At 60.3% G+C, this 13,957-nt stretch carries 11 protein-coding genes; 4 read left to right on the forward strand and 7 right to left on the reverse strand.

Features of this window, described 5'->3' with window-relative positions:
• Nucleotides 1-3: 3 nt before the first annotated feature.
• Nucleotides 4-429: an HIT family protein gene (locus PspS04_RS21385; protein ID WP_095166122.1), complete on the reverse strand. Its 426-nt coding sequence runs from the start codon at nt 427-429 to the stop codon at nt 4-6.
• 909 nt (nt 430-1,338) lie between these two features.
• Between PspS04_RS21385 and PspS04_RS21390 the strand changes: the two genes are divergently transcribed.
• Nucleotides 1,339-2,637: an OprD family porin gene (locus PspS04_RS21390; protein WP_159997635.1), complete on the forward strand. Its 1,299-nt coding sequence runs from the start codon at nt 1,339-1,341 to the stop codon at nt 2,635-2,637.
• A gap of 247 nt (nt 2,638-2,884) precedes the next feature.
• On the opposite strand, the gene PspS04_RS21395 is transcribed toward PspS04_RS21390, so the two are convergent.
• Both PspS04_RS21395 and PspS04_RS21400 read right to left on the reverse strand, forming a co-directional pair.
• Nucleotides 2,885-3,721 (reverse strand): mechanosensitive ion channel family protein, encoded by an 837-nt coding sequence (locus tag PspS04_RS21395; protein ID WP_095165695.1) that lies wholly within the window; start codon nt 3,719-3,721, stop codon nt 2,885-2,887.
• Between the two features lie 136 nt (nt 3,722-3,857).
• A complete protein-coding gene (locus PspS04_RS21400) occupies nt 3,858-4,343 on the reverse strand; it encodes a YajQ family cyclic di-GMP-binding protein (RefSeq protein WP_095165697.1) in 486 nt (161 codons plus the stop codon).
• Nucleotides 4,344-4,487: 144 nt separating this feature from the next.
• On the opposite strand from PspS04_RS21400, the gene PspS04_RS21405 reads away from it, so the two are divergent.
• From PspS04_RS21405 to PspS04_RS21415, 3 genes are read left to right on the forward strand one after another with little or no spacing between them, the layout of a single operon-like run.
• Nucleotides 4,488-5,405: a putative 2-dehydropantoate 2-reductase gene (locus tag PspS04_RS21405; RefSeq protein WP_159997637.1), complete on the forward strand. Its 918-nt coding sequence runs from the start codon at nt 4,488-4,490 to the stop codon at nt 5,403-5,405.
• Between the two features lie 45 nt (nt 5,406-5,450).
• Nucleotides 5,451-7,487 (forward strand): ATP-binding protein, encoded by a 2,037-nt coding sequence (locus PspS04_RS21410; protein WP_095165700.1) that lies wholly within the window; start codon nt 5,451-5,453, stop codon nt 7,485-7,487.
• Between the two features lie 2 nt (nt 7,488-7,489).
• Nucleotides 7,490-8,071 carry a cob(I)yrinic acid a,c-diamide adenosyltransferase gene (locus PspS04_RS21415; RefSeq protein ID WP_095165702.1) on the forward strand — a complete coding sequence of 194 codons (582 nt, stop codon included), beginning with the start codon at nt 7,490-7,492 and terminating at the stop codon, nt 8,069-8,071.
• 96 nt (nt 8,072-8,167) lie between these two features.
• On the opposite strand, the gene PspS04_RS21420 is transcribed toward PspS04_RS21415, so the two are convergent.
• The 4 genes from PspS04_RS21420 to secA form a co-directional block, all read right to left on the reverse strand.
• Nucleotides 8,168-9,112 carry a Nudix family hydrolase gene (locus tag PspS04_RS21420; RefSeq protein WP_159997639.1) on the reverse strand — a complete coding sequence of 315 codons (945 nt, stop codon included), beginning with the start codon at nt 9,110-9,112 and terminating at the stop codon, nt 8,168-8,170.
• Nucleotides 9,109-9,741 carry a glutathione S-transferase family protein gene (locus PspS04_RS21425; protein WP_159997641.1) on the reverse strand — a complete coding sequence of 211 codons (633 nt, stop codon included), beginning with the start codon at nt 9,739-9,741 and terminating at the stop codon, nt 9,109-9,111. The genes PspS04_RS21420 and PspS04_RS21425 overlap by 4 nt, the downstream gene beginning before the upstream one ends.
• Nucleotides 9,742-9,817: 76 nt before the next feature.
• Nucleotides 9,818-11,035, reverse strand: coding sequence for a bifunctional glutamate N-acetyltransferase/amino-acid acetyltransferase ArgJ (gene argJ, locus PspS04_RS21430; protein WP_159997643.1), 1,218 nt, complete (start codon nt 11,033-11,035; stop codon nt 9,818-9,820).
• 138 nt (nt 11,036-11,173) lie between these two features.
• A complete protein-coding gene (gene secA / locus PspS04_RS21435) occupies nt 11,174-13,909 on the reverse strand; it encodes a preprotein translocase subunit SecA (RefSeq protein ID WP_095165709.1) in 2,736 nt (911 codons plus the stop codon).
• Between the last annotated feature and the right edge of the window lie 48 nt (nt 13,910-13,957).

Raw genomic sequence — 13,957 nt, forward strand, 5'->3', positions numbered from 1 at the left:
GACTCAACCCTCCAGAAACGTGAAACCATCGCTCAACACCAGACGCAGCCGCTCACGAATCGCCGCCACTTGCTCGGCGGTATAGGGGCGTGCCGGGTGCTTGCCCCAGACCGGAGCCGGCCAGGCAGCGTCCTCACGTTTACGCACGATGACATGCATGTGCAACTGACTGACCACATTACCCAAGGTCGCCACATTCAACTTGTCGGCGTCGAACGAATCCTTGAGTGTTTCGGCCAACAGTGTTGTTTCCCGCCACAACTGCTGTTGATCGGCCGCCTCTAACTGAAACAACTCACTGATATCCGCACGGCGCGGAACCAGGATGAACCAGGGATAATTCGAGTCATTGGACAACAGCAAGCGGCTGAGCGGGAAATCCCCAATGGTCAGGGTGTCTTGTTCAAGTCGTGAATCCAAAGCAAACACCGCGGGCACTCCTGCATAGTCGATGATTGGGGCCTGGCGCCAGCCCTCGAGGCTGCTGCGCCGGCCATACATGCGCAGCATACCCGCGAACCCGATACGGTTCACGGCGAAAAATCAGCGCCACACGCGTAAAACCAGACGCCGTGGGGCTCCCTACCCGGTAAACGCCCCAGCACAGGACATTTGCCATCTGCACGCACCATGAAGGAACTACCGCCGTGCAGCCCCAACAGCGCCCCCCCTCCTGGACCCGGGCCAACCTCGGCAAAAGTGTGAAGCCCATGCAAATGCCGAAAAAAAACCGGCAAAAATTCCATCCACGTCTAAGCTGATTTCTCCGAGCATCCGCCGTTTACACACCCCAAAGGGTGAACCGGTAACATTTTGTGTTCTCACCCATGCACAGTCATGGTGCAACACCAGAAGAGCTACGGAGTCAAGCGCAAACAAAACGGTCTCGAAGACCCCGTGTTTATTCGGTTTTGTGAGTTAAAACGGGCGTTTCAGAAAAAAACGCAGGCAAAAAGCCGATTTGTGCACGCTTGTTGCATTCATTCCCACATCGTCTATAAGGCGTCCGCTGGAAGTGGAACCCTTTAGACCCATAACAATAGCGGCACGGAAGCCCACGGAGATTCAAGTGCAAGACAAGGACACTTTTTCTGACGTACAAGCCTTGTAAAACAACGCTGAAGTTGTCAGTCCGAATGCACAGATTTTGCAAAAATACGACCTCCAACGCGCATATTGCGACAGGGCCGTAAAGAAGCTGAAAGGTTGAAAGCGCAAGTATCGCCAACATTGTCGGCGTGATATAAGTTTGCGCCGACACAAAAAGAAAGAGCCGCCCAGATAAAAAAACAGGTGGGACGGCAGAACTCTTCAAAAAAACCAAAGGAGCAAATCACGATGCGCGTGATGAAGTGGAGCATGATCGCACTGGCTGTTTCAGCAGGCACCTCGCAGTTCGCAATCGCGTCCTCCCAGGACGAAGCCAAAGGCTTTATTGAAGACCAAAGTCTGAAAGCCAAGACTCGTATCGAGTACATGAACCGCGACTTCCGTAACGGTGCTGGCAACATTGCCAAGCCAGGTGGCGGCTACAAGAGCGGCTATCGTCAGGACACCGGTATCAGCGAACTGATTACCTACGAGTCCGGCTTCACTCAAGGCACCATCGGCGTAGGTCTGGACGCCATGGTAATGGGTACTGCCAAGCTTGATGGCGGTGCAGGTCGTGCTGGTAACGGTCTGTTTGCCCGCGACAGCGATGGCAACCCGGAAGATACCCAATCGAAAAGCGGCGCGGCAATCAAGTTCCGTCTCTCCGACACCACTCTGAAATACGGCCGTCAATTCGTTGCCAGCCCGGTTTTCTCGACTGACGACAGCCGCCTGCTGCCAGAAGTTGCTGAAGGCACCATCATCACCAGTAAAGAAATCAAGGGCCTGGAAGTCAACCTGGGTCGCTTGACTGCGCTGAGCTCGCAGACTGGCATGGGCAAGGACAGCATCAACGGTGCACACACACCTGGCCTGACCAGCGCCAACATCGGTGGTGCTACCTACCAGTTCACCGATAACTTCGTAGCCGGCTTTGCTGCTTCCGACGTAGACGACTACTTCAAGAAGCAATACATCAACGCCAACTACACCCTGCCGATCAATGACGATCAGTCGCTGAACTTCGACCTGAACGCCTACAAGACCAAAGACCAGGGTGCAGCGCTGTACGGCCCTCTGGACAACAAACTGTGGAGCTTGGCAGCTGCCTACAGCCTGGGCGCGCACAAATTCACCCTGGGCTACCAGCAGTCTTCCGGTGACACCAACTACCTGTACGGCGTTGATGGTAACGGCACGATCTTCGTAGCCAACTCCATCCAGATCTCCGACTTCATCGGCAAGGACGAGAAGTCGTACCAGGCTCGTTATGACCTGAACATGGCCACCTACGGCGTGCCTGGCCTGAGCTTCATGTCCCGTTATGTCTACGGTAACAACATCGATACCGCCAGCGGTTCCGAAGGTAAGGAACACGAATTCAACTTCGAAACGAAGTATGTGTTCCAGGAAGGTCCGGCCAAGGATCTGTCCCTGCGTCTGCGTAGCGCAATCTACCGTGCAAACAACGCTTACAACGCTGAATACACCGCCGACAACAACGACGTGCGTATCATCGCTGAATACCCTCTGAACATTTTGTAATCAGTGGTTATTGCCTAGCGTCTTGAGCCTGGCTCAAATAAAAGCCCCTCACCTGAAAAGGTGGGGGGCTTTTTTATTGCAACTTGATGACAAGTACAAACATTCATCAAGAGCAATTGAGTAGCAAGCTAATAGTAAGCAGCCACTCTATTTGCAAACTACCGATATAAAAAAACCCAAGGGGTTTATCGCCCCTTGGGTTCCAACTCACTGCCTGGCCAGCAAGCCAAGCTGTAGAGCTTTTACTTTACGCAGTTTCTTGAACTACTCGAATCACGCGCTGCGGAAACGGAATATCAATACCCGCCGCTTTCAAGCGATCACGGGAGTGTTCATTAAAGTGGAACATCACATCCCAGTAGTCTGCGGTCTTCACCCAGACTCGCAGCGATAGTGTGATCGAGCTGTCACCCAGGACCGAAACCACGGCCACCGGCTCAGGATCGGCCAGTACCCGCGCATCCTTGGCCAGTTCCAGCAGTACGGCACGCGCCTTCTGCAGGTCCGCTTCGTAGTCCACGCCCACATCGAACACGACTTTGCGAGTCAACTGACGGTTGGTGTTGGTGATGATGCCGTTGGACAGCACGCCGTTAGGCACGATGACTGTCTTGTTGTCGCCAGTACGGATGATCGTGTGGAAGATCTGGATGCTGTCGACAGTACCCGCCGTGCCCTGGGCTTCAATGAAGTCGCCGATACGGAACGGGCGGAACAGCAGAATCAGCACCCCACCGGCGAAGTTCGCCAGGCTGCCTTGCAACGCCAGGCCAATGGCCAGGCCTGCGGCACCGATGGCAGCGACAAAGGAGGTGGTCTCGACACCGATCATCGACGCGACACTGACGACCAGCAGTACCTTGAGGACGATGTTCGCCAGGCTGCTGATAAACCCCTGCAAAGCCAGGTCGGCATTGCGCAGCGCCAGCAGTTTGCCGACCTTGTGGGTCAGCTTGTTGATCAACCACCAGCCAATGGCCAGGGTAAGGACCGCCAGCAGCACCCGGCTGCCGTATTCCATGATCATCGGGATCCAGGCCTGGGAAGCCTTGACCAGGTTGTCCACTTCAGCATTCAAATCCATCTTTCTCTCCTGATTCCCGGCTACCCGGCACTTAAAAACCAAGCAGCAGAAAGATCGAACCGTTCAGGGCTCAATCATTTCTGCTGTTGCTTGGGCCTCGGACGTCAATTACGCCGAGAGGTTCCCCGATGACTGATCAGTCGCGGAAGTTGTTGAACTGCAGCGGCATGCCGAATTCCTTGGCGCGCAATGCGGCGATCGCATCTTGCAGGTCATCGCGCTTCTTGCCGGTGATGCGTACCTGCTCGCCCTGGATGGCAGCCTGGACCTTGAGCTTGGCGTCCTTGACGTGAGCCACGATCTTCTTCGCCAGCTCTTTGTCGATGCCTTCCTTGAGGACGGCTTCCTGCTTCACCAGCTTGCCAGAGGCGTAGGCGTCCTTGACCTCAAGGCACTGTACGTCGATCTTGCGCTTGACCAGTGCCAGCTTGAGGATCTCGATCATCGCCTCGAGCTGGAAGTCGGCCTCGGCGGTCAGGTTGACGGTCAGGTCCTTTTCCTTGAACTCGAAGCTGCCTTTGCCTTTCAGGTCATAACGACGGTCGAGTTCCTTGACGGCGTTTTCGACCGCGTTGGTGACTTCGTGTTTGTCCAGTTCGGATACCACGTCGAACGACGGCATGTAATCTCTCCAATAAAAAATGGCCGCGCACAATAACTCAGGTGCACGCCTGGCTTGCGGTTAAAATCCGCGCTGATTATAACGGGTCTTGCCCATTCGAATCTGCGAGCCGCACATGCACCTGCCAATCAGAGCACAAAACTGATGTCGACCACCTGGCATATCCTCGGCGCAGGCAGCCTCGGCACCCTGTGGGCCACTCGCCTGGCGCGCGCCGGCCTGCCGGTGCGGTTGATCGTGCGCGATAGGGCACGCTTGCAGGCATATCAGGCGGCCGGCGGCCTGACCCTGGTGGAACAGGGCCAGGCCCAGCGTTATCCGGTGCCGGCCGAAACCCTCGACAACGACGCGCCGATCGAGCGCCTGCTGGTGGCTTGCAAGGCCTACGACGCCGAGGCCGCCGTCGCGCAACTGGCCCATCGCCTGACCCCTGACGCCGAGTTGATCCTGCTGCAGAACGGCCTCGGCAGCCAGGACGCCGTCGCCGCACGGGTGCCCCAGGCGCGCTGTATTTTTGCCTCAAGTACCGAAGGCGCGTTTCGTGATGGCGATTGGCGGGTGGTGTTCGCCGGCCATGGCTACACCTGGCTCGGCGATAGCCGCCACCCAGTGGCACCGATCTGGCTCGACGACCTTGATGCCGCCGGCATCCCCCATGCCTGGAGCGTGGACATCCTGACCCGGCTGTGGCGCAAACTGGCGCTCAACTGTGCGATCAATCCGTTGACGGTGCTCCACGATTGCCGCAATGGCGGCCTGCAGCAGCACCAGTGCGAAGTCGCCACCCTGTGCAGCGAACTTGCCCAATTGCTCGAACGCTGTGGCCAGCCCGCGGCGGCGCAAGACCTGCAGCAGGAAGTCGAGCGGGTGATCCTGGCCACCGCAGCCAACTACTCGTCCATGTACCAGGACGTGGCCAACCAGCGCCGCACCGAAATCAGCTACCTGCTGGGCCACGCCTGCGAGGTCGCCACACGCCACCAACTGGTGCTGCCACACCTCAACCAGCTGCAGCAGCGCCTGATGACCCACCTGCGCACACGCGGATTGCCCAGCGACTGAGCAGCGGCTACGCTGGCCTCCTGTTCTACTTCAGCGACGACCCCGATGCCCTTGCGCCAGCGCCTTGAAAACCTACCGGTCGGCCAGAAACTGCTGGCTGCCCTGTTGGTGCTGTTGATCACCGTCCTGCTGGTGGCCAACCTGACCTTTATCAGCGCCGCCTATTGGATCTCCCAGGAAAGCATGGCGCCACAAGCCCTGCAGACCATCGGCCGATTGGTCGCCAACCCGTCGATCGCCAGCCAGGCCCTGAACTCGCCCGCGGATGGGGAAAAACTGCTCAACGAACTCAACAGCTATACGCCGTTGCGCGCCGCCGCGCTGTACGACGCCCAGGGTCGACTGTTGGCCCAGGTGCAACGGGGCGACCCCCTTGAGCTGCCCAAGCGCTATCGCCATATCGAAGGCTGGCAAGCCACCGAGTTTCGCAGTAATCAAGTGATCACCCTGCTGCGCCCGGGCCAGGAGCCCGGTCATTTGCTGCTGGTGGCCAGTAGCGAATTGCCGGTGGCGTTCTACACGGGCACGTTCACCGCCAGCCTGGGGATCCTGATTTTCAGCGTGCTGCTGTGGCTGCTGATCGCCCAGCAGATCAAACGACTGATCACCCAGCCCATCCATCAACTCGAAGAGCTGTCGCGCCAGGTCACCCGCGAGGAGAACTACGCGCTACGTGCCTCCCGGGGCAACCTCGATGAAATCGGCAGCCTCGCCGAAGCCTTCAACACCATGCTTTCGCGCATCGAAGCCCGTGAACAACAACTCAAGCGCGCCCGCGACGACTCCCAGGCCGCCTACGACCAGGCCCAGGGCCTCGCCGAGGAAACCCGGCACACCAACCGCAAGCTGGAGCTGGAAGTCCAGGTACGCAGCAAGATCGAGAAGAAGCTCACCGGGTTCCAGAACTACCTCAACAGCATCATCGATTCCATGCCCTCGGCGTTGATCGCCCTCGATGAGCAACTTTACGTGACCCAGTGGAACCAGGAGGCCAGCGCGCTTTCCGGGACCCGCCTGGACGAAGCGCTGAACCAGCCGATCTTCCTCGCCTTTGAGCCGCTCAAGCCGTTCCTGCCGCAGCTCAAGGAAACCGTCGAGCAGCACAGCGTGGTCAAGATCGAACGGGTCACCTGGGTCAAGGACGATGAAGCCAAGCACTACGCCCTGACCTTCTATCCGCTGATGGGTGGGGCTGGGCGCGGCGTGGTGATTCGGATCGACGACATCACCCAGCGCCTGTCCCTGGAAGAAATGATGGTGCAGTCGGAGAAGATGCTTTCGGTCGGCGGCCTGGCGGCGGGTATGGCCCACGAAATCAACAACCCCCTGGGCGCCATCCTGCACAACGTGCAAAACATCCGCCGCCGCCTGTCGAACGAGTTGCCAAGAAACCTCGAGACCGCCGAGCAGGTTGGTGTCGAACTGGATAACGTCAATCAGTACCTGCAAAGCCGGGAAGTCCCACAACTGCTGGATGGCATCCAGCAGGCCGGAGCCCGCGCCGCGAAGATCGTCACCCATATGCTCAGCTTCAGCCGCCGCAGCAACCGGCAGATGGCCCCTTGCGACCTGCCGGCCCTGATCGACCAGGCCGTGGAGATTGCCGGCAACGACTTCGACCTGGCCATTGGCTTCGACTTCAAGGGCCAGGCCATCATTCGCCAGTTCGACCCGCAACTGGGGCCGGTGCCCGGCACTGCCAACGAGCTGGAACAAGTGCTGCTCAACCTGCTGAAAAACGCAGCCCAGGCGATTCACCTGCGCGAAGACGACAGCGAACCCGGGCGCATCATCCTGCGCACCCGCCTGAACCCGCCCTGGGCCGAGATCCAGGTCGAAGACAACGGTATCGGCATGAGCGAAAACGTGCGCAAACGCACCTTCGAACCCTTCTTCACCACCAAGGAAATCGGCCAGGGCACAGGCCTGGGGCTTTCGGTGTCGTACTTCATCATCACCAACAACCACAAAGGCCAGATGGAAGTGCAGTCGACCCTGGGCCAAGGCACCTGCTTCACTTTGCGCCTACCCCTGGCCGGCTCCCCCCTCGCCTCTCACGAACTCAAACAACTGGAGCGCTAAGCATGGGCTTTCGCCTGTCGAAGATTTACACCCGCACCGGCGACGCCGGCGAAACCGGGCTGGGCGACGGTCGCCGCGTACCCAAGGACCATCCGCGCGTCGAAGCCATCGGCGAAGTCGACACCCTCAACAGCCAGCTCGGCCTGCTGCTGGCGGCACTGGCTGAGCAGAGCGAGGTCTATCCTGGCCTGAGGCAAGTCAGCGAAGTCCTGGAGCCGTGCCAGCATCGCCTGTTCGACCTCGGTGGCGAACTGGCGATGCCGGTGTACCAGGCACTGAATGGGGCGGAAGTCGAACGCCTGGAGTCGGCCATCGATAGCTGGAACGAGGAACTGGGGCCACTGGAGAATTTCATTTTGCCAGGTGGCTCGGCGCTGATCGCCCAGGCCCACGTCTGCCGCAGCCTGGCCCGCAGTGCCGAACGCCGTTGCCAACAGTTGAATGCAATCGAGCCTTTGGCCGGGGTGGGCCTGGCCTACATCAATCGTTTGTCGGATCTGCTATTCGTGGCGGCACGCCTGATTGCCAAGCGCCAGGGGGTCAGCGAGATTCTGTGGCAGGCGGCGGCTAAACCAGAGGCTTAACCCCGTAGACTAGCCGCGTATTCAAGGCCGTCATCGCGGGCAAGCCCGCTCCCACAATAGGAGCGGCTTGCCGGCGAAGAGGCCCGCAACACCCCATCAGGCCCCAGGCCAGAACGCCCGAATCCCTGCGACACCCTGGGCCCCTGCGTCCCAGGCCTTCTGCCGCTCTTCAGGACCGACCCCGCCCAGCAGGAACACCGGCTTGCTGAAACCGGCGATCAACTGCGAAGCCTGCTCCCAGCCCAATGGCACAGCGTCAGGATGAGTCTGGGTCGGTTGTACCGGCGACAGGGTGACAAAGTCCACGCCCATCTGCTCGGCCAGGCTCAACTCCTCGGCGTTATGACAGGACGCCGCCAACCAGCGCGAAGCCGGCAGCGGACGCCCGGCACTGGCGTACTTGCGCAGTTGTGCCGCCGTGATGTGCCAACCGGCCGAGGGGAAATCCCCCAACCACTCGAACGGCCCCTTGAGCATCAATTGTGCCTTGCCAGCGCACAAGCCGACCGCATCCACCGCCAGATCGCGGTACTTGGGGTCGTAACCGTTGGGGGCCCGCAGCTGGATCAGCTTGATGCCGCCGGCGATGGCTTTCTGGATTCCGCGCAGCAGGGCCGGGGTTTCCAGGTCCTCTGGGGTAATCAGATATTCAGCGGGCAAGCGCGCCGCCGCAACGATCGGCTGGTTGGCCGCGGGAAATTCGTAGTCGCCCAGCTCCCGTGCAGTGACCCAGGCCAATGGCTGGCCTTCGGCACCGTGGGGTTCGCCGTTGAAGGCCGACACCTCCCAGACGTCCAGCAGCACCTGCTTATCCGGATAATCATGCTGGACCTTGATCAACGGCCGTGCGGCCGTGACGCCGATACCCAGCTCCTCCTGCAATTCGCGGGCGAGCGCGGCCTGAACCGACTCGCCCTCCTCGACCTTGCCCCCGGGAAACTCCCAAAGACCGCCCTGGTGCTGGCTATCGGCGCGACGCGCGATCAGGATCTTGCCGCTGGCATCGCGGATCACCGCTGCGGCTACATGGACTCGTTTCACCGCGCTACTTCCTCCAGGCCGGCTTGCTGCCAGGCCTTGAAGGCTGGCCATTGGTAAATCGTCTCGACATAGGCCGCGTCGGCCGCCGGCAGTTCGACCCGATAGGTGCGCAAACGCACGGCAATCGGGGCAAAAAACGCATCGGCCAGGCTGACCGTGCCGAACAGGAACGGCCCGGCTTCAGTGGCGGCGGCGCGGCACTCGGCCCACAGCGCCAGCATCCGCTGGATCTCTGCCTGTACCTCGGCCGGCATCGGCGTCAGTGGCGCGTCACGGCTCAGGTCAAACGGCATGTTGCCGCGCATGGCAAAAAAGCCGCTGTGCATCTGTGCACACGCCGAACGCGCCTGGGCGCGAGCAGCGATGTCCTTGGGCCAGAGCCCAGCATCCGGGAAACGCTCGACCAGGTACTCGGCAATCGCCAGCGAGTCGGCAATGGTCCCGTGCTCGGTCTTGAGCAGAGGCACCTTGGCCGTCGGCGAATGCTTGAGCAACCGCTCGCGGGTATCAGGCTGGTTGAGTTTGATCAGTTCTTCGGTGTAGGTCGCGCCAGCGAGATCCAGTGCCAGGGCACCGCGCAGGGACCAGGAGGAATGCAGTTTGTCGCCGATGATCAGGTGGTAGCTCATGTTCGGGGACCTTTGGCTGAGGGGACAAGTGGCAGGCCTTGCTCCTATAGGAGGAGCAAGGCCTGCCCGGAGTGCGTCAGGTGCGGTATTCGGCGTTGATCTTCACGTACTCGTGGGACAGGTCGGTGGTCCAGATGGTTTCGCTGCAGTCACCACGGCCCAGTTCGATGCGAATGGTGATTTCCTCACGCTGCATCACCGCCGAGCCCTGGGCTTCGGTGTAGCTGGCTGCGCGTGCGCCACGGCTGGCGATGCACACCTCGCCAAGGAACACGTCGATCTTGCTCACGTCCAGGTCCGGCACGCCGGCACGGCCGACGGCGGCGAGGATCCGGCCCCAGTTCGGGTCGGAGGCGAACAGCGCGGTCTTGATCAGCGGCGAGTGCGCCACGGTGTAGCCGACGTCCAGGCATTCCTGGTGATTGCCACCGCCGTTGACTTCTACGGTGACGAACTTGGTCGCCCCTTCGCCGTCACGCACGATGGCCTGCGCCACGTCCATGCACACCTCGAACACCGCTTGCTTGAGCGCCGCGAACAACGGACCGCTGGCCTCGGTGATTTCCGGCAGGGCCGCCTGGCCGGTAGCGATCAGCATGCAGCAGTCGTTGGTCGAGGTATCGCCATCGATGGTGATGCGGTTGAACGACTTGTTCGCGCCGTCCAGCAGCAGGTTCTGCAGCACTTCGCGGGACACCTTGGCGTCGGTGGCGATGTAGCCCAGCATGGTCGCCATGTTCGGACGAATCATCCCGGCGCCTTTGCTGATGCCGGTTACGGTGATGGTCACGCCGTCGTGCTGGAACTGCCGGCTGGCGCCCTTGGGCAGGGTGTCAGTGGTCATGATCCCGGTGGCCGCGGCTTCCCAGTTGTTTTGCGACAGGTCATCGAGGGCCGCCTGCAACGCGCCTTCGATTTTCTCCACCGGCAGCGGTTCGCCGATCACCCCAGTGGAGTACGGCAGCACTTGGCTCGCGTCGACGCCGGTCAGTTGGGCCAGTTTGGCGCAGGTCCGCTCGGCGGCCGCCAGGCCCGGCTCACCGGTGCCAGCGTTGGCGTTGCCGGTGTTGGTCAGCAGGTAACGCACCGCGCCCTGGACCCGTTGCTTGGCCAGGATCACCGGCGCGGCGCAGAAGGCGTTCAAGGTGAACACCCCGGCGACGGTCGAGCCTTCGACACAGCGCATGACCACGACATCCTTGCGCCCAGGGCGCTTGATGCCAGCCGAAGCGATACCGAGTTCAAAACCGGCAACCGGGTGCAACGTAGGCAAAGGACCAAGACCAACAGCCATGAATGCGCTCCTCACTAGATAATGTCTGCACCCGGATCGCCACGCTTTTCGGCGCGCGGCGTTGGTGCTTCGAATGGTAAAACGCCGCGACGGCTGATGCCGGTCGCGGCGCGGGTATTTCAGCGTTGACGACGGGTTTTACTGGATCTGCCCGTGGCAATGCTTGAACTTCTTGCCCGAACCGCAGTAGCACAGCTCGTTGCGGCCCAGCTTCTGCTCGTTGCGTACCGGCGCGGTGGCGAGGGCCACATCGACTTCTTCACCCAACAGCTCCGGTTGCTCCAGGCCAGGCGCTTCGTCGTGCAGGAACTGCATGCGGGCGGCCAGCGCCTCGGCTTCCTGACGCAGGCGTTGCTCTTCTTCGATCGGATCTTCGCGGCGTACCTGAACGTGGGACAAGACCCGGATCGAGTCGCGCTTGATCGAATCCAGCAGCTCGGAGAACAGCGTGAACGACTCGCGCTTGTATTCCTGCTTCGGGTTCTTCTGGGCGTAGCCACGCAGGTGGATACCGTGACGCAGGTGGTCCATGGTCGACAGGTGGTCTTTCCACAGGTCGTCCAGCACGCGCAACACGATTTGCTTCTCGAAGGTGCGCAGGGCTTCGGCGCCCGCCTGGTCTTCTTTTTCGTTGTAGGCGGCGATCAGCTCTTGCATCAGCTTCTCGCGCAGGGTCTCTTCGTACAGGTGATCGTCTTCGTCGAGCCATTGCTGGATCGGCAGCTTCACCCCGAAACCGCTTTCCAATTCTGCTTCCAGACCGGCAACGTCCCACTGCTCAGGCAGCGACTGCGGAGGAATGTGCGCCGAAACGGTGGCGTTGAGTACGTCCTGGCGGAAGTCGGCGATGGTCTCACCGATGTTGTCGGCGGCCAGCAACGTGTTACGCATGTGATAGATCACTTTACGCTGTTCGTTGTTGACGTCGTCGAACTCCAGCAATTGCTTGCGGATGTCGAAGTTACGACCTTCAACCTTGCGCTGGGCCTTTTCGATGGCGTTGGTCACCATGCGGTGCTCGATCGCTTCGCCAGGCTGCATGCCCAGGGCCTTCATGAAGTTTTTCACCCGGTCAGAGGCAAAAATACGCATCAGGCTGTCTTCCAGCGACAGGTAGAAGCGGCTGGAGCCGGCATCACCCTGACGACCGGCACGACCACGCAACTGGTTGTCGATACGGCGCGATTCGTGACGTTCCGAGGCAATCACCTGCAGGCCGCCCGACTCGAGCACTTGCTGGTGACGCTTCTGCCAGTCGGCCTTGATCTGGGCGATCTGTTCCGGCGTCGGGTTTTCCAGGGAAGCCACTTCCACTTCCCAGTTACCGCCCAACAGGATGTCGGTACCACGACCGGCCATGTTGGTGGCAATGGTCAGCGCGCCTGGGCGACCGGCCTGGGCAATGATCTCGGCTTCCTTTTCGTGGAACTTGGCGTTCAGAACCTTGTGCTCGATGCCTTCCTTATCGAGCAGGCGCGACATGTGCTCGGAAGTTTCGATGGTCGCGGTGCCCACCAGAACCGGGCGCCCCGCGGCCATGCTTTCCTTGATGTCGGTGACGATGGCGGCGTACTTCTCGTCCGCGGTGAGGAACACCAGGTCGTTGTAGTCTTTACGCGCCAGCGGCTTGTTCGGCGGGATGACCATGACCTGCAGGCCATAGATCTGATGGAATTCGAACGCTTCGGTGTCGGCTGTACCGGTCATGCCGGACAGTTTGTTGTACAGACGGAAGTAGTTCTGGAAGGTGGTCGATGCCAGGGTCTGGCTCTCGGCCTGGATGTTCAGGTTTTCCTTGGCCTCGATGGCCTGGTGCAGGCCTTCGGACAAACGACGGCCCGGCATGGTACGGCCGGTGTGTTCGTCGACCAGGACTACCTGGCCATCCTGCACGATGTATTCGATGTTGCGGTGGAACAGCTTGTGCGCGCGCAGGCCGGCATACACGTGGGTCAACAGACCCAGGTTGTGCGCCGAGTACAGGCTCTCGCCTTCAGCCAGCAGGCCGATGCGGGTCAGCACTTCTTCGATGTATTGGTGACCGGCTTCGTTGAGTTCGACCTGGCGGGTCTTCTCGTCGACGCTGTAGTGACCGGCCTTGGTGACGACGCCTTCCACTTCCTCGACATGCAGCTCCAGTTGCGGGATCAGCTTGTTGATCTCGATGTAGAGCTTGGAGCTGTCTTCGGCCTGACCGGAAATGATCAGTGGGGTACGGGCTTCGTCGATGAGGATCGAGTCGACTTCGTCGATCACGGCAAAATTGAGTTCGCGCTGGAATTTTTCTTCCATGCTGAACGCCATGTTGTCGCGCAGGTAGTCGAAACCGAATTCGTTGTTGGTGCCGTAGGTGATGTCGCAGGCGTAGGCCGCGCGCTTTTCTTCCGGCGGCTGGAACGGCGTGACCACGCCGACCGTCAGGCCGAGGAATTCATAGAGCGGACGCATCCAGTTGGCATCGCGGCGGGCCAGGTAGTCGTTCACCGTGACCACGTGCACGCCTTTGCCGGACAGTGCGTTGAGGTAAACGCCCAGTGTCGCCACCAGGGTCTTGCCTTCACCGGTACGCATTTCGGCAATCATGCCTTCGTGCAAGGTCATGCCGCCGATCAACTGGACGTCGAAGTGGCGCATGCCCATGACGCGCTTGCCGGCTTCGCGGGCTACCGCAAAGGCCTCTGGCAGCAGCTTGTCGAGGGTCTCCCCTTTGGCGAAGCGGGCCTTGAACTCGTCTGTCTTGGCACGCAATTGATCGTCCGAAAGGGCCACCATTCGCTCTTCGAAGGCATTGACGAGTTGCACCGTCTTGAGCATGCGTTTGACTTCACGCTCATTCTTGCTTCCAAAAAGTTTCTTTAACAAAGGCGCAAACATATCGGCAGGATCTTCCACACTAAAGGGATGGAGGGCGGCCCCGTGAGT

The sequence above is a fragment of the Pseudomonas sp. S04 genome (assembly GCF_009834545.1).
Classification (GTDB): Bacteria; Pseudomonadota; Gammaproteobacteria; order Pseudomonadales; family Pseudomonadaceae; genus Aquipseudomonas.